Origin of the sequence: Flavobacterium noncentrifugens (genome assembly GCF_900100375.1) — a bacterium.
Taxonomy (GTDB): Bacteria; Bacteroidota; Bacteroidia; order Flavobacteriales; family Flavobacteriaceae; genus Flavobacterium; species Flavobacterium noncentrifugens.
The window spans coordinates 550,394-573,310 of sequence record NZ_FNEZ01000001.1; the positions used below are offsets into that span (position 1 = coordinate 550,394).

At 43.2% G+C, this 22,917-nt stretch carries 19 protein-coding genes; 14 read left to right on the top strand and 5 right to left on the bottom strand.

Going from position 1 to position 22,917, the window contains the following annotated elements; genetic code table 11:
• The first annotated feature begins 47 nt into the window (after positions 1–47).
• Positions 48–1,010: a helix-turn-helix transcriptional regulator gene (locus BLS32_RS02475; protein WP_091391709.1), complete on the top strand. Its 963-nt coding sequence runs from the start codon at positions 48–50 to the stop codon at positions 1,008–1,010.
• A 353-nt stretch (positions 1,011–1,363) separates the two neighbouring features.
• Here the strand turns inward: BLS32_RS02475 and BLS32_RS02480 are convergent, their stop codons facing one another.
• On the bottom strand, positions 1,364–1,846 hold the full coding sequence (locus tag BLS32_RS02480) for a DinB family protein (RefSeq protein ID WP_091391710.1): 483 nt from the start codon (positions 1,844–1,846) through the stop codon (positions 1,364–1,366).
• A 328-nt stretch (positions 1,847–2,174) separates the two neighbouring features.
• Between BLS32_RS02480 and thiL the strand changes: the two genes are divergently transcribed.
• Positions 2,175–3,227, top strand: coding sequence for a thiamine-phosphate kinase (gene thiL / locus BLS32_RS02485; RefSeq protein ID WP_091391711.1), 1,053 nt, complete (start codon positions 2,175–2,177; stop codon positions 3,225–3,227).
• Positions 3,228–3,429: 202 nt separating this feature from the next.
• Positions 3,430–4,101: a T9SS type A sorting domain-containing protein gene (locus BLS32_RS02490; protein ID WP_170227510.1), complete on the top strand. Its 672-nt coding sequence runs from the start codon at positions 3,430–3,432 to the stop codon at positions 4,099–4,101.
• Between the two features lie 253 nt (positions 4,102–4,354).
• Here the strand turns inward: BLS32_RS02490 and BLS32_RS18395 are convergent, their stop codons facing one another.
• Positions 4,355–4,528: a hypothetical protein gene (locus BLS32_RS18395; protein WP_091391713.1), complete on the bottom strand. Its 174-nt coding sequence runs from the start codon at positions 4,526–4,528 to the stop codon at positions 4,355–4,357.
• Between the two features lie 245 nt (positions 4,529–4,773).
• On the opposite strand from BLS32_RS18395, the gene BLS32_RS02500 reads away from it, so the two are divergent.
• Positions 4,774–4,974, top strand: coding sequence for a hypothetical protein (locus BLS32_RS02500; RefSeq protein ID WP_091391714.1), 201 nt, complete (start codon positions 4,774–4,776; stop codon positions 4,972–4,974).
• 407 nt (positions 4,975–5,381) lie between these two features.
• The gene (locus tag BLS32_RS02510; RefSeq protein WP_091391716.1) at positions 5,382–6,020 is read left to right on the top strand and encodes a DUF6266 family protein; all 639 of its coding nucleotides are present in this window, start codon (positions 5,382–5,384) and stop codon (positions 6,018–6,020) included.
• A 175-nt stretch (positions 6,021–6,195) separates the two neighbouring features.
• Here the strand turns inward: BLS32_RS02510 and BLS32_RS02515 are convergent, their stop codons facing one another.
• Positions 6,196–6,915 (bottom strand): hypothetical protein, encoded by a 720-nt coding sequence (locus BLS32_RS02515; protein WP_091391717.1) that lies wholly within the window; start codon positions 6,913–6,915, stop codon positions 6,196–6,198.
• 334 nt (positions 6,916–7,249) lie between these two features.
• Here BLS32_RS02515 and BLS32_RS02520 point away from each other — a divergent pair, with 334 nt between their 5' ends.
• The gene (locus BLS32_RS02520; RefSeq protein ID WP_139171673.1) at positions 7,250–8,968 is read left to right on the top strand and encodes a helix-turn-helix transcriptional regulator; all 1,719 of its coding nucleotides are present in this window, start codon (positions 7,250–7,252) and stop codon (positions 8,966–8,968) included.
• A gap of 11 nt (positions 8,969–8,979) precedes the next feature.
• Here BLS32_RS02520 and BLS32_RS02525 read toward each other — a convergent pair whose 3' ends face one another.
• On the bottom strand, positions 8,980–9,741 hold the full coding sequence (locus BLS32_RS02525; protein WP_091391719.1) for an XRE family transcriptional regulator: 762 nt from the start codon (positions 9,739–9,741) through the stop codon (positions 8,980–8,982).
• A gap of 108 nt (positions 9,742–9,849) precedes the next feature.
• Between BLS32_RS02525 and BLS32_RS02530 the strand changes: the two genes are divergently transcribed.
• From BLS32_RS02530 to BLS32_RS02555, 6 genes are all read left to right on the top strand, one after another.
• A complete protein-coding gene (locus tag BLS32_RS02530) occupies positions 9,850–10,563 on the top strand; it encodes an ImuA family protein (RefSeq protein WP_139171674.1) in 714 nt (237 codons plus the stop codon).
• Complete coding sequence (locus tag BLS32_RS02535; protein WP_217639544.1) at positions 10,560–12,053, top strand: Y-family DNA polymerase; 1,494 nt, start codon at positions 10,560–10,562, stop codon at positions 12,051–12,053. Before BLS32_RS02530 ends, BLS32_RS02535 begins: the two co-directional genes overlap by 4 nt.
• Complete coding sequence (locus BLS32_RS02540) at positions 12,050–15,232, top strand: error-prone DNA polymerase (protein WP_091391721.1); 3,183 nt, start codon at positions 12,050–12,052, stop codon at positions 15,230–15,232. Before BLS32_RS02535 ends, BLS32_RS02540 begins: the two co-directional genes overlap by 4 nt.
• 235 nt (positions 15,233–15,467) lie before the next feature.
• Positions 15,468–17,279 carry a sensor histidine kinase gene (locus tag BLS32_RS02545; RefSeq protein WP_170227511.1) on the top strand — a complete coding sequence of 604 codons (1,812 nt, stop codon included), beginning with the start codon at positions 15,468–15,470 and terminating at the stop codon, positions 17,277–17,279.
• Between the two features lie 28 nt (positions 17,280–17,307).
• Positions 17,308–17,754: a response regulator gene (locus tag BLS32_RS02550; RefSeq protein ID WP_170227512.1), complete on the top strand. Its 447-nt coding sequence runs from the start codon at positions 17,308–17,310 to the stop codon at positions 17,752–17,754.
• 159 nt (positions 17,755–17,913) lie between these two features.
• Positions 17,914–18,903 (top strand): TlpA family protein disulfide reductase, encoded by a 990-nt coding sequence (locus BLS32_RS02555; RefSeq protein ID WP_091391724.1) that lies wholly within the window; start codon positions 17,914–17,916, stop codon positions 18,901–18,903.
• Between the two features lie 545 nt (positions 18,904–19,448).
• On the opposite strand, the gene BLS32_RS02560 is transcribed toward BLS32_RS02555, so the two are convergent.
• On the bottom strand, positions 19,449–19,859 hold the full coding sequence (locus BLS32_RS02560; protein WP_091391725.1) for a response regulator: 411 nt from the start codon (positions 19,857–19,859) through the stop codon (positions 19,449–19,451).
• A gap of 764 nt (positions 19,860–20,623) precedes the next feature.
• Between BLS32_RS02560 and BLS32_RS02565 the strand changes: the two genes are divergently transcribed.
• Positions 20,624–22,051 carry an amidohydrolase family protein gene (locus BLS32_RS02565; protein WP_091391726.1) on the top strand — a complete coding sequence of 476 codons (1,428 nt, stop codon included), beginning with the start codon at positions 20,624–20,626 and terminating at the stop codon, positions 22,049–22,051.
• Between the two features lie 16 nt (positions 22,052–22,067).
• On the top strand, positions 22,068–22,826 hold the full coding sequence (locus BLS32_RS02570; protein ID WP_170227513.1) for a S1/P1 nuclease: 759 nt from the start codon (positions 22,068–22,070) through the stop codon (positions 22,824–22,826).
• The last annotated feature ends 91 nt before the right edge of the window (positions 22,827–22,917 follow it).

The following is a 22,917-nucleotide window of genomic DNA, read 5'->3' on the forward strand; positions in this document are numbered from 1 at the left end:
ACTTTTGACTTTTGACTTTTGACTTTTGACTTTTGACTTTTGACTTTATGTACGACGAATCCCCAAAACGCTTTGACCGCATCGTTGCGATCCTGATCCAGCTGCAATCCAAAAAAGTAGTACGGGCACAGGAACTGGCGCAGCGTTTTGGCGTAAGCCTCCGGACGATTTACCGCGACATCCGCACACTTGAAGTTTCGGGCGTTCCCGTATATGGCGAAGCAGGTACCGGTTATTCGCTCGTTGATGGCTACAGACTGCCTCCGGTGATGTTTACGCGTGAAGAGGCCGGAAGCTTTATTGCTGCCGAAAAGCTGATGCAGCAATTTACCGATGCTGAAACTGGCGGGCATTATGCCTCGGCGATGTTCAAGCTTAAATCGGTACTCAAAAGCGCCGACAAGGAATTGGTTTCGAATATGGAATCGAAGGTGCTGATCCGGAATACCAATCCGCTGTTCGACCATAAAGTGCCGAATGCACTGGCGGCCATTTTCAGGAGCATGGGCGAAAAAAGCCAGATCGTGTTGTTTTACCAGGCGATGCAAGCCGAAGTAGCTTCTGAAAGAACGATCGAGCCGGTGGGCGTTTTCCATGAAAACAACAATTGGTATGTGTACGGATTTTGCCACCTCAGGAAAGATTATAGGCAGTTTCGGGCCGATCGCATCCATGAGATCCGAAGCACGGAAAATGCATTTACGCGGCAGCATGCAGCATTGGAAACTTTTCTGAAACCCGATACTGCTTCTACGACTACAATTCGGATCTCAGTTGCAAAAGACCTTGCCAAGTACATGCGTCACGACCGTAAAGGCTATGGTTTTGTTTCTGAAGAAGAAATGGAGGACAGCATTGAAATGACTTTTGAAAGCCGCGATATTGAAAACGGATTTCCGCGGTGGTTTTTATCTTATGCTGATTTTGCTGAAATTGTTGAACCTGAAACTTTGAAGATTCGGGTTTTGGAGTTATTAGAAATGGGTAAATCTAAAATTCTAAATAAATAGTTTTTAAAGCTTTTTCTTTTTTTCAATTGATAAAAAAAGAAACAAAAAAATCTAGCCGAGACTGTTCGGCGACCTGCTAATTCTCAATTCTGAAATGAAACGAACTCGCTTACGCTCAAACAGCGTTTCATTTTTTTCAGAATTTTCAAATTGCAGGTAACCCGCCTGCCACAGTCTAAGGGCGGAAGAGCTGCTGGTAGTGACGATTGCCAGTTTGTTCAAGAGATATAAAGTCAAAGCCTGAAATTATTTCAGGCTTTGTTAAAATTATTCAAGTTTTATCGGCACTAGCCTGTCTCAAAATTACCTTTTAAAATGGCGCGGATTTGCAATCCGTACATGAACCACAAGTTTTACCTTTCCCAAAAAAATGGCGGTGTAATGCCCAATGCCCTCAGATACACAAACATTTGTCCGCGGTGGTGGATTTCGTTGTCAATGAAATACTGGATGTTCTGGATTACCGGAAAATTGTATAGCCCGAAAAGGTTGAAGGTTTCATGAAAATCCTGGGCAGACAATTCTTCCCAGTTGGCGTTGATCGCAGCTGTGCTTTCATCCCATTTTGTGAGATACTCCGCCTTCGTTTCCAAATTAAACCTGTTTTCAGAGAATGGCTCTTCAGATCGGTCAACAATTGATTTTAGCGCCGGTGCACCCATAGCCAATATTTCGGCAGTCAGTTGTGCCGCTGTCCGCATCCCGCCAATGGTAAATTCGAAAAAATGGTTTTCAGGAAAAGCATCAATGACTTTCCTGGTCAGGTTTCGGTGGCCCTGCCAGTGCTTTAATAAATACTCCGAATTGATGACCTGTGGTGTTGTTAATGTGTCCATGATGTGATTTTTAATGGTTATGGGACAAAATTAAGGGTGGCTGGTGACAACAGTCTGTCAGGAGGATAATTAATAATGGACAATGGATAATTACTAATAGCGCAGTAATTACTGATGGCGCGGATTTGCAATCCGTGCAAAAAACATACAAGTTATTTACCTATATAATCATTAAAATCTTTGAAATATGCGGGCACGGATTGCAAATCCGCGCCATCAGGTTGTCTATAATCTTTTTTCGCATTCATCATCCTTTTGACTTTTAGACTATATAGCTTTCCAACTTTAAACTTTGTAACTTTGCCACTTTAAACTTTGCCAATAAAAAATGATAGAAGATAAAACACCGCAGCGCACTTCGCTGGCACAATTGGGCGAATTCGGGCTGATCGACCACCTGACGAAACACTTTGGCGTAAGCCAGGAATCGACCCTTAAAAGCATAGGCGACGACGCGGCCGTACTCGATTTTAAGGATAAGAAGATACTGGTTTCGACCGATTTGCTGATTGAAGGCGTGCACTTTGACCTGGCTTACATGCCGTTGAAGCACCTCGGCTATAAAGCGGTTGTTGTGAATGTCTCCGACATTTGCGCGATGAATGCGAAAGCGACCCAGATCACCGTTTCGGTAGCAGTGTCCAACCGTTTTCCGCTTGAAGCGCTTGAGGAATTGTTTGCCGGGATTGCGCTGGCAGCGGATGAATATAAGGTAGATGTTATCGGTGGCGACACGACCTCCTCGCAAAAAGGGCTCATCATCAGCATTACGGTTTTAGGTGAGGCAGATGCCGACGAGATCGCCTACCGAAATGGTGCGAAAGAAAACGACCTGCTCGTAGTTACCGGCGATATCGGCGCGGCATATATGGGATTGCAGGTCTTGGAACGCGAAAAACAGGTGTTTCAGGTGAACCCGAATTCGCAGCCCGACCTTGACGCTTATACGTATTTGATCGAACGCCAACTCAAGCCCGAAGCGCGTAAAGACGTCCGCACTTTATTGCATGCACTTGAAATCAAGCCGACTTCAATGATCGATATTTCAGACGGATTGTCTTCAGAGATCATCCACCTCTGCAAACAATCGGGCGTGGGCTGTAATTTATATGAAGACAAGCTTCCACTGGATCCGCAGCTCATTAATGTTTGCGAGGAATTCGGTATTGATTCGACCACAGTAGCCATCAATGGCGGCGAGGATTATGAATTGCTGTTTACGATCAAAATGGAAGATTTCGACAAGATCAAAGGCAACCCGAATTTTACGGTCATCGGCCACATGGTACCCGAAAGCGAGGGCATCCACCTGATCACGCGTGCCGATACCAAAATTCCTTTGAAAGCGCGGGGCTGGAATGCTTTGAGCGAAGAAAGCTAAGCTATCGAAACTGACGATTCCCTACATTAACGACTTTTTATCAAAGTCACCTACAGATAAATTCGACTCGTATTGTTCTTTTTCTTATATTTGAAACAGGCGAATACCACCAAGAGCCAATATTTTTTGAATCCCGCAACACGGAACCGAAATGTATTGGCTCTTTTTTTTGCCTGTAACCAATAACCAAATCCAAATACCCATGAAAAAAAACCTGCATTTTTACCTATTCCTGTTGTGCCCGGCAGCTTACCTCAGCGCACAGCCTGTTGCCGCTGCGGCCGAGGTAGTTAATTACATTGCCTGGACGCAAACGCCGCCTGCCTTATCAAATGTTGATGTGATGCACACGGTTCGTTATGAATATACGATCCCGCAAACCCGCATTGTCATGACTGCCATTGTAAAATGCAGCAGCGACGGCAGTACGATCGGACCAATCGCACAGGCAATCATCAACCCAACGCCGGCCACGACAGAAACACCGGTAGCGGTAAGCGGTAATTTGTATGTCCCGCCCGGAACAATGCCATCAGCCCAGTTGCCCGACGGCCAGTTTTACCGCTGGGAAGCCTCGATACGCGGCAACGGAAACGTGCTGATCCTGGGCATCAGCAGCCCGCTTACGATCAATGGGCCACTTGGCACGGATTCGTTTGCAGCCAAGAAAATGGCGCTTTATCCAAACCCCGTGGCAGACCGTTTGTTTTTGCCGGAAAATCTTTTAAACCGGAACATCAGCATTTCAGATAGTAGCGGCAGGATCGTTTTTTCAGGAATGCATTCCGGTTCCTTTGAGGTCGCAGGATTTTCACCGGGCCTGTACTTTCTTACTGCCGAGAGCGGTGAAACCGGGAAATTTGTGAAGCGTTGAATTACTGGAAAACACAATTTTTAAAGATCAAAATCCCAATCAGGATTGTATAAAAACAAAAAAAGCGATAATCCCTACATTATCGCTTTTTCTTTTTTGAAAGTGTTATTTTGTATTATTATGGCTATGAATAACTAACTCATAATCATAATGTAAAAGTAATGGGAAAGGCCGTGAATCCAATTACGGTTTCCCGCACATTTGATTGCGGGAAACCGTATATTTAAATTCCGAAGGTAAAATCTTCAACAGATTATGACCGTTTCTTAAACAGCAATTTTAACAACAGTGACATCAAAAAACTTACTGCTGCCCCTACCGCTGCTAATATCATTGTTTTTAAAATTTCTGATGAATTAAGGTTTGGCAGTATGCTCAAAAAAGTTCCGGTTGCGGTGGGAATTGCTAATTGGTTTGTTGTTTTCATGGCTTATAAAATTTTAGGTTTAATAATCTGTTATTGCAAATTTTATAAATAATATGCAAGCAAAAAAAAGGCAGCTGTTCCAAACGGTACGAAACGTGCAAAATGTCATTTTTAGTACCAAATGTCATCTTTAGTCAATCAAATTTTGATGTAAATTGCAGTATCAAATTCTGACACCGGGCCATTTGCCGTTAAACCCTCGCCCGGATTAAGGAACTATACGCCAACCAAACAAAACCCACAAAATGAAAACACCAGCTAAAAGAATCTGCATCTTCCCGAAAGATGTTGCGTTGGTAACAGGACTCAGTTACCGACAAAGTTTGCGCCTCCTCAACAAAGTACGTGAGTCGCTGAAGAAGAAAGAAACAGATTTTGTCACCATTGAGGAATTTTGCAATTACAAAGGACTAAGCAAAGAACAAATCGACCAGTTCATTTTTTAAAAACACTTTTTTTAAACAAAAACCCATAAGTGCATCTGCATTTGTGGGTTTTTGTTTTTGCCGGATTTTAAGTTTCCGCAAAACTTCCCAAAAAGACACGATTTCTTTTACCGTTGTTTTACTGTTGTTCGCAAAAATGCCTTTTTTGCAAACCATTACAAAAGGAAACCAAAACAACACCAAAACAATTCCCTTTTTACAGCTATGACATTTGGCACATTTTTGCCAATACTGTTCAAAAACAACCATTTACGACACTTTGTACTAAAAATGACATTTGGCACCGTTTGGTACGCCGCCCCTTTTTTTATCCGGAAAAGCGCTATACGTTTGCCATGAAACCGGGACAGAATTCCGGTAGCCTGCGCAGGCATCTTTTAATTCATTTTTTTTAAACCATTAAAATTATGGGAACAATTCAGAAAGGAATCCTCGGAGGATTCTCAGGAAAAGTCGGCACTGTAGTAGGTGCAAACTGGAGAGGCAAAGACGTAATGCGAAGCCTTCCTAAAAAAAGCCAGCGCGTGGCTACCGAGCAACAAATGATTGTCCGGACGAAATTTAAACTGATTACGCAATTCCTTACGCCAATCAGTATGATCCTTAAAGCCCACTTTGGGCAGTCATCAGGAGAAAAGTCAAGGCGAAACCTTGCGGTATCTTACCATATCAGGGAAGCCATTACAGGAACTTATCCTGATTTTACGATCGATTTCCCTAAAGTGGTTATTACAAAAGGAGAACTTCCGGGATTGCAGGAACCTGAAGTAACCCCCGAAGCCGGAGGAAACCTTGCAATCGTGTGGGAAGACAACAGCGAACAAGGCCTTGCCAAACCGGGTGACTTGTTGCTGGCTGTAGTATACAATCCTGAAAAGAATCTGTATGAAGACAGGCAAAGTGCTTTGCGTAGCGCATTGGCCTATGACATGGCCGTCCCTGCAAACTGGGTCGGAGATGCTGTGCACTTGTGGCTCAGTTTCACAAGTGCAGACGGCAAAACTCGTTCTACAAGCTTTTATGCCGGAACTTTTACTATTCTTTAATAACTAATTATCACAGTTGGAGCCGGGGCAGATGTCCCGGCTTTTTTGTTTTCAATATTCAATACGAGTATACAAGTTACCAGTTTTTAATTACTTATAAAAAAAAGCCGCTGCATAGATATGCAACGGCAGTCAAGGCAGATAAAATATTTGTATGGCTTATAAACCTGCTTGTTTATTCGTTAATAAGAATTTCAGAAACCAATGACTTCGTTACCGCTCTTTGGGTGCTTTCTGTTGTTCCCGAAAGACAGGCAACGAGACAGCCCACAGAAACATCCCAATCCCGGTCACGGGGTTTTTGCTTTTGCTTTTTCGCAAAATAACTGCTATACCTCGTGATTGATGTAAGCGTCAGGATTGCTTTCTTGTCCTCGGGTTTCAGAGCCGTGCCTGCAATAATCCCGGTTTCGTAGCTTACAATATAATTGTAAATCTCACTGTAATCTTTATTTTGCCGCCCAAGCGCAGCAACCTGCTGTATGAAAGCAAGCAATCCCTGTTTCAAACTGTTGCTCATCTCAAATGTGCCTAACGCCTCAGCAGCTGTTTTATCAGAATTGTTGAGGATGTATACAATCCCAGGAAGTGAAATGGGCATGTAATCATTTCCCAGCATAGCAAAATCCGGATTTTGGAGTGCCAGACCGTCGACATATTCTGCAAGCAATATCCTTGGCGGACTCGAAGGGCCTCCTATATAATGTTCGGCAATTTGATTGTGGACCTGGCCAGCCATATCATAAGGGTTTGATGGGTTTTGGGGTTCTGTATCCCCTGCTTTTGAATATGCAACTGTATCTTTTGCATTTTCTGAGGGGTTTGAATATTCGTTTTCCGTTTCACAGGAAATGGCGGTGAAAACAATTGTCAGGCATATAATAATTTTTTTCATGGTTAAGATTTAAAAATTTACTGATTTTTTGATCAGTTCATTTCTCCCGGGGTAGTCTGAACAGCTTTAGCTTCCGGCTAAATTGTTTGTTTGAATTCAGGGCAAATCTAAAACCGCCAAATAACCTCCACAACTGTCGTATGCTGCGGTTTATAAAAGATTTCTTTTGAAAAAAGGTTTGATTTATAAACCGTACTATCATTTTCTGTTCTACCTGCCAGGATTTCAAGGCTTTTAAGCGTTGACATTGGAGCTATAAGAAACCTGCTTTAAATTGTAGTGTTTTTCGTAACATTTTAATACTTTTACTAAACCAAATTGTCGATTGCAGCACATGAAATATGCAAAATCTATATCTGACATCGCTGTCTCCAAACTATTCTTTGGCACCATATTCATTTTTTTCTTTTGTCATATGCTGCAAGCCCAGAATCAGTTTAAGGTTCCTGACAGCCTAAAAAGAAAAAGCTATGCTTACCTGTCTGAAAAACTGGATGACGACAACAGCGGACGCTTGGCAGATTCTTTATATGTCTGGTCTTACCTTTATAAAGCAAAATCAGAAAAGAACCTGGCTGAGACCGCCATGGGTTTTAAGCACCTTATGTACCATTCCCCGAAGAATTTCCGGCTTATTTATGCCGACAGCATGGTAGAAACTGCTTCTAAAACAAAAGACGCTTTAATCATTGGGTCTGCTTATTTGTCCAGAGGGATCATTTTTTATGGTCAAAACCGGTATAACGATGCGCTCAATGATTATATCACGGCAAACGAATACCTTTCAAAAACAAAAGACAAGTACCAGATTTTTAAGGCCAAGTACAATCTTGGACTGATGAAGTATTTCCTGAAGTATACCGATGAAGCCTACTCGCTTTTTAAGGAATGTACCCAGTACTATGAAACAAATGGCGGAAAGCCTTACCTGCATTCACTGCATATGGTAGCACTATGTTACCAGTCTATGGAAAAATTCGAACGAAGTACTGCCACGAATACGCTTGGAATAGCCGAAGCACTACAAACAGGCGACCATGATATCATTTGCTATTTTGAGCATTGCCAGGGCGTGAACGATTATCTTACTGGTAACTATGACACTTCCATCAGGCTTTTAGAAAAATCGATGCCGGGCATCCTAAAAAATGAAGACGGAGCCAATGCAGCTGTTGGCTATTTTTATTTAGGCAAAGATTACCTCTCTAAAAATGACATGGGAAAAGCGTTGCCCTACCTCAAAAAAATTGACAGCATATCGCGACATGGTACGTATATCAGGAATGACCTTTGGGAAAGCTATGACATCCTGGTTGCTTACTATGAAAGCATTCATGATGAAGCCAGTAAATCTTATTATTCACAGGCACTGACAAAAGCCACACGTGCCAACCATAGTGATTATGAATCCGTTTCCGGGAAAATGGCGTATGATTATACTAAAAAAATCCAGCAGTCGGAATCAGAAAAGGCTGCGATTGCCAAAAGCGGTAATAATAAGATTATCGCAGAAGCAGGCATTATCATTTTACTTGCGATTGGTTTGGTCAGTGTCAGTTATAAATTCAAAAAACAGAAACAGATCGACCAGAAAAGATTCAGGGATATTTTCCACGAAGCAGAAGAAACAAAAAGTGGTTCAGTGAAAATGAAAGTCGAGATACAGCCGTCTGATGGCTTAAGCGATGAGGTGCGGGAAAAGATACTCGACGCACTTGATGGTTTTGAAAACGGCAAGGGATTCCGCGATAAACAAACCGGGCTGCCTGAACTTTCCAGATTATGCCACTCCAATACCAAATATGTTTCCAAAGCCATTAATGTTTACAAAAATAAAAGCGTCCCTGATTATCTTGACAGCCTCCGTATAGAATATGTCCACAAAAAGCTGAGAGAAGACAGGCAGTATGCGAATACTAAAATTGCTGCCATCTCCGAAGATGCGGGGTTTAAAACACCACAAAAATTCAATCAAGCTTTCAAGAAATATACAAAGGGACTATCGCCTGGCTTTTTTATGGCTGAAATCAGAAAAAGCAGGGAACAGGCATAGCCAAAAAGTTGTTACCCGTTTTTCCGGGTTTTGATTTCCAGCATCAATTTCGAGAACATGGCTTTTACGCTATCATCGTTGACTTCACGCTGAACCTTATCATCAAAACCGATGTTGCAGACGTATTCCCAGATTTCAATAATTTCAGATGCCTTTGCTTTATATGGTTCGTAAAGCGTATTGTCTGAAATTAGCATTAAGCTATTATTGTCATTTTTATTTAACCTCTTGTAAACCATCCCCTGATTTTTTGTAATCAGGATATATGTTTTGCCATTTTTTATGTCTTCAAGCTTTTCAGTAAACTGCCCCACAATATAAGAGCCATCCTGGTGCGGCGGCATAGAATCTCCTTCTACCGGAAAAGCCCTGTACTTTCCACTGCCTAAAAACGGAAGCGAAATTCGTTGCAGGTTTTCAATGAATTCTGGATCGGCATATCCCGTAAGGTATCCTGCGCGGGCTTTATGTGGTACAATTTCAATAAGATTCTCCCCATGTGCATCTATCATAATCGGCAGCAGGATGCGGTTGTCTTCAAGTGTGAGCAGTTCTTCGATATCGTATTTGCGGATATCGACCGACAGCAGCAGGTCAATACTGATATTAAAATACTGTGCCATTTTTTTCAATATTTCATACGGAGGTTCTGCATTCCCTGATTCATACGGTTCATAGCGGCTTCGCTTGATATCGAGGGCTTCAGCGATCTTTGACTGGCTTTCTTTCCGGCTGCTTCGCAGGTATTTGATGTTATCTGAAAATAATGTCATTGTTAATGTTGTAAATAACAGCAACAAATGTATGTAATTTTGCTGTAAATCACAGCGTTTATAAATTAAATACCCGAAAAAGTGCAGGCTGCAACAGAAAAAATAGCGTTGGCAAAGGAACTACAGGCAAAAATAAATGCCATGCAGGGATTGGGCAAACCATCAGGTGAACCTGCAATTGCGGGTCTTGCTCCTTTTGACAATGCCTTTCCCGGCCATGTTTTCCCAACGGGCGCTATCCACGAATTTGTCAGTTATGAACCATCACATGCTGCGGCTACAAGCGGGTTCATTACCGCTGTAGCAGGCAAAATCTTAAAAGAAGGCGGCCTTTGCCTATGGATCGGAAATGAAAAAAAAATCTTTCCTCCAGGCTTAAAGCATTTCGGGCTTGAACCGGACCGTGTCATTTTTATCCAAACTCTAAAACAGAAGGAAAAACTATGGATTATTGAGGAAGCCTTAAAATGTGAAGCCCTCACGATTGTCGTTGGTGAAATGAAAGAACTTGGTTTTACCGAATCGAGGCGGCTGCAACTGGCAGTAGAACACAGCGGAGTCACCGGTTTCATACACCGTTTTTGCCCTTATTCTGAAAATGCCGTTGCCTGCGCCACGCGATGGAAAATAACGCCTTTGGCAAGTATTCCCAATGATGATCTGCCCGGCGTAGGGAACAGCTGTTGGGATGTACAATTGCTGAAAGTGAAAAATGGCAGGCCTGCTTCGTGGCAAATCAGCTGGATGGACAAACAATTTGTTCAGTCGGGTCAAAAGAATTTTTTCAGTCCTTCTTTCCACGAACGCCACACCGGATCATGACAAGGTATGCTTCCATATGGTTCCCTTACCTGCTTACGGAATATGCAATACGGAAAAAGCCTGAGCTCCGGGATGTTCCTTTCGTATTGGTTTCGCCACAACGTGGGCGTATGGTCATCGATTCGGCAACTGCAACAGCCATGCAAAAAGGCATCCGGCCCGGAATGGTACTGGCTGACTGCAAAGCCATTTTCCCGGATTTGCTTATGGTCAAATCAGAACCCGGCAGGCCGGAAAAACTATTGTATGCGCTGGCAGAATGGAGCATCGGCTATACGCCTTTTGCCGCTGTGGATCTGCCGGACGGACTGATTTTAGATACAAGCGGCTGTACGCACTTGTGGGGTGGCGAAACGGCCTATCTCGAAAACATCAAAACAAAAATGGCCGCTTATGGGTATACTGTTCACACCGCCATTGCCGACACCATTGGAACGGCATGGTCTGCGGCAAGATTCGGGCAACCTGCTACTATCATAAAAACAGGCAAACAACGGGATTTTTTACTTCAACTGCCGCCAGAAGCATTGCGGCTGGAACCAGAAATTCAGGCAAGGCTTAAAAAACTCGGATTGCAACGCATCGATAGTTTCATTGACATGCCGCGGGCTGCTTTGCGACGACGCTTTGGTGAAACATTACCATTGAGAATTGGGCAGGCACTGGGGCATGAGGTTGAAATGGCAATACCGATAAAGCCTGTCGAACCCTACCAGGAAAGACTTTGCAGTATGGAACCGATATCGACTGCCACAGGGATTGCCATTGCGCTTCAAAAATTGCTTGAAATACTTTGCCAAAGACTTGATTCCGAAGGTATGGGCTTGCGTTATTGTGTTTTTAAAGCTTACCGCGTGGATGGCGATGTCCAGCAAATTGAAATCGGTACCGGCCATCCTTCACGGAATGCGCGGCATCTTTTCAGGCTTTTTGAGCATAAAATTGCAACGCTTGAACCGGCACTCGGCTTTGAATTGTTTTTGTTAGAAGCGACAAAAACCGAAACAGTTACGGAAGCACAGGCAGCCATCTGGAATATGCAGAGCCAGAACGACACAAAAATTGCAGAACTGCTGGACAGGATTTCGGCAAAAACAGGCAATCATGCGATCAGGCGTTTTTTGCCGGATGAACATTACTGGCCGGAGCGTTCCGTAAAACAGGCCAAGCCTTTATGGGAAAAACCAACTACAACATGGCGGACTGACCTGCCGCGCCCGATCCATTTGCTGGATCAACCGGAAGTTATTGAAGTGACCGCAGTATTGCCGGATTACCCGCCGATGCTGTTCCGTTACAAAGGAAAATTATATACGCTAAAAAAAGCCGACGGCCCGGAACGCATCGAACCCGAATGGTGGCTTTCAGACGGGCTTTTCCGGGACTATTATTGCGTGGAAGATGAAGATGGTGCACGCTATTGGGTATTCCGTTCGGGACCCTACCATGCCGGGCAGCCCGAATGGTTTATACATGGATTTTTCGCATGAGTTATACAGAATTACAGGTTACCAGCAATTTCAGCTTCCTGCGTGGCGGCTCCCATCCCGACGAACTCGTCGCCCAGGCTGCCTTGCTTGGCTATAAGCAGATTGCCATTGCCGACACCAATACACTCGCCGGGATTGTACGCGCCCATGTTGCTGCAAAAAAGGCAGGCATCAAACTTATTATTGGCTGCCGCCTCGAATTGCTTGACAGTTCTCCTCTTCTTGTTTATCCCACTACGCAGGCAGCCTATGCCCGGTTGTCGGGATTATTGTCAACAGGCAATATCCGTGCTGAAAAAGGGCAATGCCATCTTTACAAGAATGATGTTTTCAAATATGCCGAAGGGTTGATATTTATTGCCATCGCCCCACTTTCACTCAATGAAACATTCGATTTTGACGATGACTTTAAATTAACACTTCGGGAATACAAGGATGTTTTGGGGGAGTCGCTTTATCTTGGCGTAAGCCGTTCGTACCAGGCCAATGACAATAAACGCATGCACCGGCTTGCGCAACTTTCCATGTCTCTCGGCATTAAAATGGCCGCAACGAATGATGTACACTACCATGCGCCGGAACGGAGGCAATTGCAGGATGTATTGACCTGCATCCGTGAGAAATGCACCATCCATACGGCAGGTTTCCGCCTCTACCAGAATGCGGAACGTTACCTGAAACCAGCCGATGAAATGCAAAGGCTGTTCCGGCAATATCCCGAAGCACTGGCCACGAGCCAGGAAATAGCGGATGCCTGCCAATTCTCACTCGATAGCCTCAAATATGTGTATCCTGAAGAAATCACTACTGAAGGGCGCACACCCCAACAGGAACTGGAACTGCTGGCGTGGCAGGGCGCGAATGAAATCTTCGACAATAACATTCCTATAAAAATCGCCGAAAGCATTCGCTACGAACTGGAATTTATGGAGCGGAAAAAATATGCGGCTTATTTCCTGACCGTACATGATTTCGTCCGTTTTGCGCGGAGCAGGAATATCCTTTGCCAGGGGCGCGGATCGGCGGCAAATTCCGTTGTTTGTTTCTGCCTTGGGATCACATCAGTCAACCCGGCAAAAATCAAACTGCTTTTTGCGCGTTTTATGTCTGATGCGCGGGACGAACCGCCGGATATCGATGTCGATTTTGAACATGAACGACGCGAAGAAGTCATCCAGTATATTTATGAAAAATACGGGCGCGACCGGGCTGCCATTGTTGCAACCGTCACACAGGTACACCAGAAAGGAGCCATTCGTGACGTGGCAAAAGCTATGGGATTGTCGGCGGATGCCGTTGACCGGCTTTCGGCTTCCGTTTGGGAATTCCGCGACAAGCTCGATGACGATACCGTGACATCGGAAGGCTTTGACCTGAACGACCCACACCTGGCAAAAGTGCTTGACCTTACCAATCAATACGTTGGATTCCCGCGGCAGCTTGGGCAGCATACGGGCGGATTTGTGATTACGCAAGATAAGCTTTCAGACCTTTGCCCGATCCTTAATGCGCGGATGGAAGAACGTACCAATATTGAATGGAACAAAGATGATATTGAGGCACTCGGATTCTTAAAGGTAGATGTGCTGGCTCTTGGCATGCTGACCTGCATCCGCAAAGCATTTGATTTGTGCAAGACCCATTACGGTAAAAACTATACTTTGGCCAATATCCCGCAGGATGATGAAAAAGTGTATGATATGATCTGTGCTGCCGATACTTTGGGCGTATTCCAGATTGAGAGCCGTGCCCAGATGTCGATGCTGCCACGCCTGAAGCCACGCTGCTTTTATGACCTGGTCATTGAAGTGGCCATTGTTCGGCCCGGACCGATACAGGGCGATATGGTGCATCCGTATTTAAGGCGGCGTGACGGAATTGACCCGGTAGCATATCCTTCAAAAGAACTCGAAGATATATTAGGGCGTACCCTTGGCGTCCCGCTGTTCCAGGAGCAGGCTATGGAAATCGCTATTGTGGCCGCGGGTTTTACGCCAGCCGAAGCCGACGGATTGCGTCGCAGCATGGCTACGTTTAAGGCGAAAGGAAAAGTCAGTGACTGGGAAATAAAACTCGTGGACGGCATGATCAAAAAAGGCTATGAGGAAGGATTTGCGCGACGTGTATTCCGGCAGCTTGAAGGATTCGGGTCATATGGATTCCCCGAAAGCCATGCGGCGAGTTTTGCCTTATTGGTTTATGTGTCTTCGTATATCAAATGCCATTATCCGGATGTGTTCGCTGCCGCGCTGCTCAACAGCATGCCTATGGGTTTTTACCAGCCTGCACAAATCGTCATTGATGCACGGAGGCATGGTGTTAAAGTAAAGCCTGTGGATATTAATCATTCCTTTTGGGACAATATGCTTGAGGAAAAATCAGGCGGTTATTATTCCATCAGGCTTGGGTTCAGGCATATTAAAGGACTGGCATCGGAAGATGTGCAATTGCTGCTGGCTGCACGGCAAAAGGCATTTCCTTATGTGCATTCTTTATTGGATGCAGGAGTTTCCATGGCTGCGATGGAAAAACTGGCTGATGCCGATGCTTTCCGGTCAGTAGGGCTTGACAGGCGGCAGGCTTTGTGGGAAGTGTCTGCATTGTCTGACAGCCCAACCGGGATGTTTGAAGGACAGCCTTCAGCAAGTACTGATGAGCCGCAGCTTACTTTGCCCTTTTTGACAGAAGCCGCACATGTGGTTGAAGATTATGCCACTACAGGACTGTCTCTAAAAGCACATCCGGTAAGCTTTGTACGGCAGCAATTGGGCAGCCTGGGTGTTACGCCAACAGGAAACCTTGGCAAAATGAAAAATGGGGATGCGGTTAAAGTGTCAGGTCTGATTACCGTGAGGCAAAGGCCGGGTACTGCAAAAGGCGTGCTTTTCGTTACCATTGAGGATGAAAGCGGCTTTGCCAATATTGTAGTTTGGGAAAAAGTATTTGAAAAACACCGGAAGGAAATTATCCAGGCGCGTTTGCTCATGGTGGAAGGAAAATTGCAAATTGCTAATGGCGTCACCCATGTTCTTGCTGACAAATGCTTTAACTTATCTTCGTTATTGCGTGGCATGACACTCAATCGGAATCCTGAGGCAGCACTCTCCACGCTGTCGCGCGGAGATGAAAAAAGCAGCGGCACTGAAGAAGTTTTCTACAAAGGGCGGAATTTCAGATAGGCGTTTTAAATTACAGAATTTGTAGAGATGTGAAACCACATTGGATTGTACAAAATTGCATTTGATCATTCGCAGAACGAAACGATGCCTTATAAAATCCCTTGCTCCAAAATCTGAAATTCCCGAACAAACTTTTTTTATTACTTTTATCCCGAATAAAATGAACGTGAAAAAGTTAGCCCTATCCCTATTCTTCTTTTTTATTGCCCATATTGCTGCAGCGCAGCGGATGGAAATGGCAGCACTGAAAAACAGGTTGCCCCATATTAAAGAAAAGCAACAATACATTGATGCACTCAACCGGCTCGCCATGCTTTCCCACCTGCGGTATAAGGATTCGTGCCTTGTGTATGCGTCAAAAGCCATGTCACTTTCTGAGCAGGCAGGTTATAAGAAAGGCATTGCAGATGCGCTTAATTGTGAGGCGATTTATTATATGAGCGTCAACAATTACCTGTCGGCCCGGTACTTTAATGATGCTCTGCAACTTTACCGGCAGCTGGAAGACCGCGAAAATGAAGCGCAGTTGCTGATGAACCTCAGCGTCCTGCTGTATACCAACAACAATCCGGCTGAGGCTGTCAAATACATCTACCGTGCAGAAAAGCTCAGCCGCAGCCTGCAAAATGATTCGATACGCTCGATAATTCTGAGCGACATCCTCACCCTCGACCATAAACTGCCACTCGCAAAATATAAGGCCTATTATGACGAAGGGCTGGGCATTGCAAAAAAACACAAGGACTACCGGATGATCATTTCTTATGAAAACAACCGGGGCACCCTTTTGTATAATGATGGCAGAAAGGCTGAAGGCATTGCCATCCTTGAACGCTCTGAAAAACTTGCCGACAGTGTTGGATGTGAATATGTACAGACCACCGCATTCATGACGCTGGGCGAAATGATGCTTGACCTGAAGCGCAACCATGAAGGTATTGCCTATTATGAGAAAGGGCTGCAACACTCAGAGTTGTATGGTTATCCGGAAAGCTATACGATTTTTGCCGACCGCCTGTACCAGTTTTACAAGGCACAGGGCGACAGCCGGTCGGCATTAAAATACCTTTCGCTGTTGCAACTCCAGCAAAACAAAATCCAGGAATCCATGTCAAAGTCGGGTTTCAATTATGTCAACTATGTAGAAAAAGACAATGAAATAGACTCGCTTGAAAAACACCGGGATTTCCAGACCCAGCTCCTCATCGTACTTGGCACACTACTCATTGCGCTTTTGGGAATCGCTTTCCTGTATTACAGGCTCAACCAGTCTAAGAAGAAAAGTGCTTCGATACAACAGCAATTGCAGGAGGCCCTTTCTAAGCACAATACCGAACTTGAAGCGCAGGTGCAATTCAACAACATGCTCATTACGGTACTTGCCCATGACGTCCGGCAGCCTTTTTCAAACGTCATCATGGCCACAGAATTGTTTACTTCGCCAAATGACATCCCTGAAGACCAGAAATCCTATATCCTTAAGGAACTTGAATTAACAGCCCGGCAAAGCATGTTCTTTATGGATGGTGTGCTGTCATGGATCAAGTCTAAAGAGTCCGGGTATGCATTTGGCACAGAACCCATCCATCTTGCCGAAATGGTACAGGAAGCCAATTCCTTTTTTGTACCCGTACAACGGAGAAAGGATATTGTGTTTCATTCGGCAGTGCCGCCGTCAAGTGTGCTTAATACCAGTAAGATGGTCTTACTTTTTGTGTTGCGCAACATCCTTAATAACGCTACTTCTTATTCCCCGGCAGGAGCATCTATTGATGTACACGTCACCCATTCGAACGACTATTCGACCGTTTCGGTTACCGATACCGGACGGGGCATGTCGGCAAAAGCGGCTGCAAACCTTTTCCGTATATCGCACAAGCAAGAGAGTAAAGGCAAAAAGGGAGCAGGCGTTGCGCTTGCTTTGTCCTATGAGATGATGGCAAGGATCGGCGGCAGCATCGCGGTCGAGAGTACTGAAGGAAAAGGCACTGTTTTTTATATCAAAATCCCAACCGACCCCAATCTGGGTTCCACTGCCCACAATTAAACTTATTGAAACATAAATGCCCCATCCCATGGACAACCTACAAGAACCCATCACGCTTTACTATGTAGACGACGACAAAGACGACCTCGATATATTTGAAATAGCCTTACAGCCCCTTACGGGCCGGGTCGTGCTTTTTGAGATCGGTGCTGACTTGCTGGCGTCCCTAGAAATGCCCCATTTGCCGGCAATCGTTTTTGTTGACCTTAATATGTCGTCGTTTACCGGCTTTCAAATCATTCAATACATCAGGAGTAAAGAAAGGCTGGCCAAGCTGCCGATTGTGGTGCTGTCCACGTCTATTGATTTCCGCACCAAACAAACCTGTTGGGAACTCGGAGCAGACTTTTGCATTGCCAAACCACGACAAATCCACGAACTCACCACGGCACTCCAATATGCCATTAACGTTGACTGGACTTTGCGTGAGCGGTCGTTTGCCAGCTTTCAATTTGTTTATGAAAAAAAATCCTGACTGCTAAATTTGACTATGCTTTAAATCTAATGCTGAACTGTACAAATCCCGGAAGCAGAAAAGCATGACTATAACAGTTTAGAAAAACGCGTGACAAACAACGTATTTTGTTAACTGATAAAATATTTATATTTTTAAGTTTCATTTTAATTCTTAGCCATGAAAACTTTTTTTCTAGTCTTCTTATTTTCCTTAAGTCATGTTTTCGCCCAATCAGATCAATTAAAATTTGCTGCAACAATCAAAAACCGGAACAGCGATTCGCTATTAATTTCGTCCAGTACTTTTCAAAGGGTAGTTAAAGCAGCAAAAAATGGCGTTTTTAATGATTCCTTTACTGTAAAAGAAGGGGCATATTTTTTAGATGACGGAACCGAGTCTACCCATCTCTATCTCAAAAACGGTTATGATCTGACAATGACTATTGACGCGTCAAAATTTGACGAAACCATTCATTTTGAAGGCAACGGATCAAAAGAAAATAATTTTCTTGCCAGCAACGCCCTTGTGGAAGAGGATTTTGTAAACAGCCTTGGTGAAAAAATGACCGATCCGGTTTTTCTTCGCAAAAGTTTTGAAGAGCATCTGGAAAGCGTCAACTCGTTACTATCAAACGGCAAATATGATCCTGCTTTCATAAAGAATGTAATGGATTCAAAAAGGATATGGATGGATAAAAGTATCAAATCACTTGAAGTTTCGTTAAACCGGAAGACCATTAACGGCCTGCCATCCCCATCTTTCAAGTTTGAAAACTTTGCTGGCGGCTTTTCGAGGTTAGAGGACTTCAGGGGCAAATATGTTTATATTGACCTATGGGCAACATGGTGCGGTCCCTGTAAGCAGGAAATCCCATTTCTTGAAAAATTGCAGAAAAAGTACCGGACTAAAAATATTGCGTTTATCGGCATTTCAATCGACAAACCCGAAGATGCAGGAAAATGGAAAGCAATGGTCGCAAAAAACAATATGGGAGGCGTACAATTAATTGCAGGCAAAGACAGGCAATGCGAGTTTATGAAAATTTTCGAAGTAAATGCCATTCCAAGATTTATACTCATTGACCCAAACGGTGTCGTTGTGAATGATCAGTCATTTTTTCCATCCATGCCTGAATTGCAGGAACTCTTAGACAAACTGGTGAAATAGCCAAAACACTGTTTTTTGCAAACAACCTGACCTAATGAATTATTGCCGCAGCTGGTAATAAGAGGCTGAGTCGTATCTAACGCACATTCATAACCTCATGTACTTTGAATCACCTTGACAGACTATCTTTGTCACGGAATGCAATACCGCGCGATCGGGCTTTCAAATCATTGAATAGATCAGGGGTAAAAAAAGCTGGCCAAGCTGCCGATTGTCGTGCTTTCGACATCTGTCGATTACCGCAATAAGCAAACCTGTTGGGAATTCGGCGCAGCGTTTTGCATCGTGAAACCAAGGCAAATAGACGACCTCACTATGGCACTTCAATATGCCATCAATGTAGACTGGACTTCGCGTAAGCATTGTATTGAAAACTTCCAATTTGAGTTTGAAAAAAATCCTGATTCTGGCGAACGTTAACAATGCCCGCGTGAAACGCCGTAGCTTCAAAAGTTTAAAGGCGGTAGCGCTCTCAATATCTATTTAATCTAAAACTCACGCATCAGTATGCATCATAAATTTGCATTCAAGACGAGTTGGTATTTTTATGTGCAGAAAAACTCCTTTTCCGAAGGCTGGAAAACTTCCCAATTGATTGTAAGTGCACGGCTGATTGATTGGGAAAGCTTTTTAAAGTTTGGCGATTTGCAGATGTAAAAATTAGCGCCCAGCATCATGCACTTTTTCACATTGTCAGGATTGTCGGAAGTACTCAGCATGACTACGGGAAGATCACGCCAATGTTCGGCAGCCCTGATCTCTTCAAGAATGTCAAACCCCGAGCGCAATGGCATGTTGATGTCGAGAAAAATGATCCCTGCCGCAGGGGGCGGGTTTTTTAGCTGGCTGATCAGCGCATCACCGTACGAAAATGTCATTACTTTCCGCCCAAGACCTGAGACGATATCTGTAAAAACCTCAAGATCGTCGCCGTCGTCGTCTGCATAAAATACCATAGTCAAATTTTTTATAAAGGTAAAAATTTAAATGATTTGATGTTTTTAGATAGTGCGTGAATGCAAGTGTCTGTACTCTTAATCTTACCTGGACACGCAAAAAGCTGCAAACAAGCTTTTTACTGAAAGAAAATGTGTTATAACCAAATGATTTTTAGTATATTGACTAAAGAAACCAATTAAATTGCTGTTGGAAAATACTTGCAATTTAACCTTAAATCGGTAGATAATCTATTTTATTTAACACATTATCGAATAATAAATTTTTCAGTTTCTTAATTTTTTACTTTCATCAAGTATTTATCGGGAATACCACTTTAGCCGATAATTTCTTTTTTTAAGGAGTAATTCTTTATAAAGAAATTATCGGCTATTGTGATTTAAGAACTTATACTTTACTTGTGATGAAAACATGATTTTACATTACCCTCATTCTGTTACACTTGAATCTTAATGTTAATGCACAAATTTTCGATGCAATTAAAAATGCAGTTGGAAGCGTTGCAAGCCTAACAGTCAAAACAATTACTGCTCCTAAGTTCCCTAAATAGCATATAACAGTATAAATGTTAATCCGGAAATGGTATAGAGTCAACGGCGGCGATCCAACGCCAGGTGAACCATGAAAATGCGTACCGTGTGAATTTCAGAGTGAAAAATTTTCGGAAGGTGCAATTTCAAGCCTAAATTCTATCAATACTTATCGTTGTATTGCCGGCGAATGGAAGAAAATAAACTAATTATTAATCAGAATAAATCACCTTATGAATAATATCAATGCCATTTTAGATGATATCCGTCCGAACCGTAGCGCTTTATTTTCGTTTTTCAGCATGATGCCAAAAGGCGGAGACCTTCACCATCATTATTCAGGATCTATTTATGCAGAAACGTATATTGATTATGTATTCCAAAAAGATTTTTACATCAACACCAACACCTATGAGATTGCAAAAGATATTGGCAAAATTCCGACTCCCAATCTGGCCGAGTGGAAAAAAATTAGTGACCTCCCAAACACAGATCAAATTAAATTGAAGTTATTGCGAAACTGGTCTGTCAAAGATTTTGTAAAGGGTGCGCATTCTTCGGACGAACATTTCTTTTCCACTTTTCCAAGTTTCGGCAGCCCCAGCAAAGATAATTATGTTACAGGGTTGAAAGAACTTAAAAACCGTGCAATCAATCAAAAGCTAAACTATATCGAAACGATTTTTATTTCGATTGACCTCAAAAGTATTGTCGTGTCGAATGAATCTGACCTCGACACATCGTTGTTAAAAGCCCAAAAAAATAAGGACGAAACTGAACTTGACGAAATCCTCAATAAAATATTCAACAATTACGAACGGCTGCTAAACGACGTCGCCATTGCACACAACGAAATCATTCAACGCCATCATACAGACAGCAATATTGAAGATGAAAATTTTAAGATCAGGTATCAAAATTACACCGCACGTTTCAAACAGCCTACGGATGTATTTATAGAAATGATAACGTGTTTCCAATCGTGTGTTTTATCGGATCTTATTGTGGGTGTCAACATCGTCGCGGCCGAAAATGGCGAAACAGCAATGCGGGATTACTGGCTGCACATGAGGTTTTTTAAGTTCCTGGAACAGAAATATCCAACAGTCAATTATGCCATACATGCAGGAGAGCTTGTTAGCGGAATGGTTCAGCCGGAATATTTGGGCAAACACATCCGTCAAAGCCTTATTCTTGATAACCTGAAAAGGATCGGACATGCGGTCGACATCATTTATGACAATGATTTTATAAATACTATTAGCAAACTAAAACAAAAGAAAATTGCTATAGAAATCAACCTTACCAGTAATGAATTTATATTGGGCGTGGCAGATGACATGCATCCTGTAGAAATTTACTACCGGAATGGAATCCCAATCGTCATCTGCACCGATGACGAGGGCGTGTTGCGTACCAGCATTACTGAACAATATGTGCTTTTGGCGCACCGATACAAACTTACTTACGAGCAGATTAAAGAAGTCGTAAAAAACTCTATTGTACATTCAAATATTGAAGATGCTGCACTGAAAGATGAACTCCTAGCAATCCTCGAAAAACAATTTAACGATTTTGAAGATGAAATTCAGGAGTTTTACAGTCCTATTGTCTTCACAGATAAAAATATTCTTAAATTTCAAAACGTCGCTTTTCACTAACCAAAAATCCAATCCAATGAAAACAAAATTTTATTTATTCGTTACTATTACCCTGCTTGCGGTTACAAAATCTTTTGCATGGGGTGAAAAAGGGCATTCCCTTGTAGCTGAAGTTGCCTTTCATTATTTAGACGACAAAACAAAGGCAACCATCATGAGTTATTTAGACGGCATGAACATCGAAGACGCGGCGAACTGGATGGATGCCATTAAAACAGATCCTAAAAACAAATACATGAGCCCGTGGCATTATGTCAATTTTGAGAAAGGCAGTGCAGTTGTGGAAACTTCGGGGGATAATATTTTATTCGTACTGGATAAAACCATATCTGAGTTAAAAAACAGGCAAAAGCTTTCGAAAGATGAAATTAAGACAAGAATCCTGTATCTATTTCATCTCATTGGTGATTTGCACCAGCCGTTGCATGTCGGCTATGCAAGTGATAAAGGCGGCAACAATTACCAGCTGAATTATAAAGGCAAGGGAACCAACCTGCATTCATTTTGGGATTCCGGAATTATCAAGGAGCGGAATATAACTTTGCAGGATTGCCTAGATGCGAAACAATATAGCCCGGCCGAGCTGAAAGCACTGCAAAAAACAGACGTAGTGGCATGGGCTGTTGAGTCGAGGAGTTTTTTAGATGGCGTTTACAATACCGGGAATAAAGTTAATGATGGATATGTAGATACAAACAGCCCCATTATAGAGGTACAGATTTTAAAGGCCGGAATAAGGCTTGCCGGAACTTTGGAAAGTGTTTTCAAAGATTAAACAGTTGCACTTTCTTTGTAGCCCATCGAAAGTATTTGCGTGTTATCGGGCAGGGTTATCAACAGCCGTATGGTCTGATACCTCCAAATGA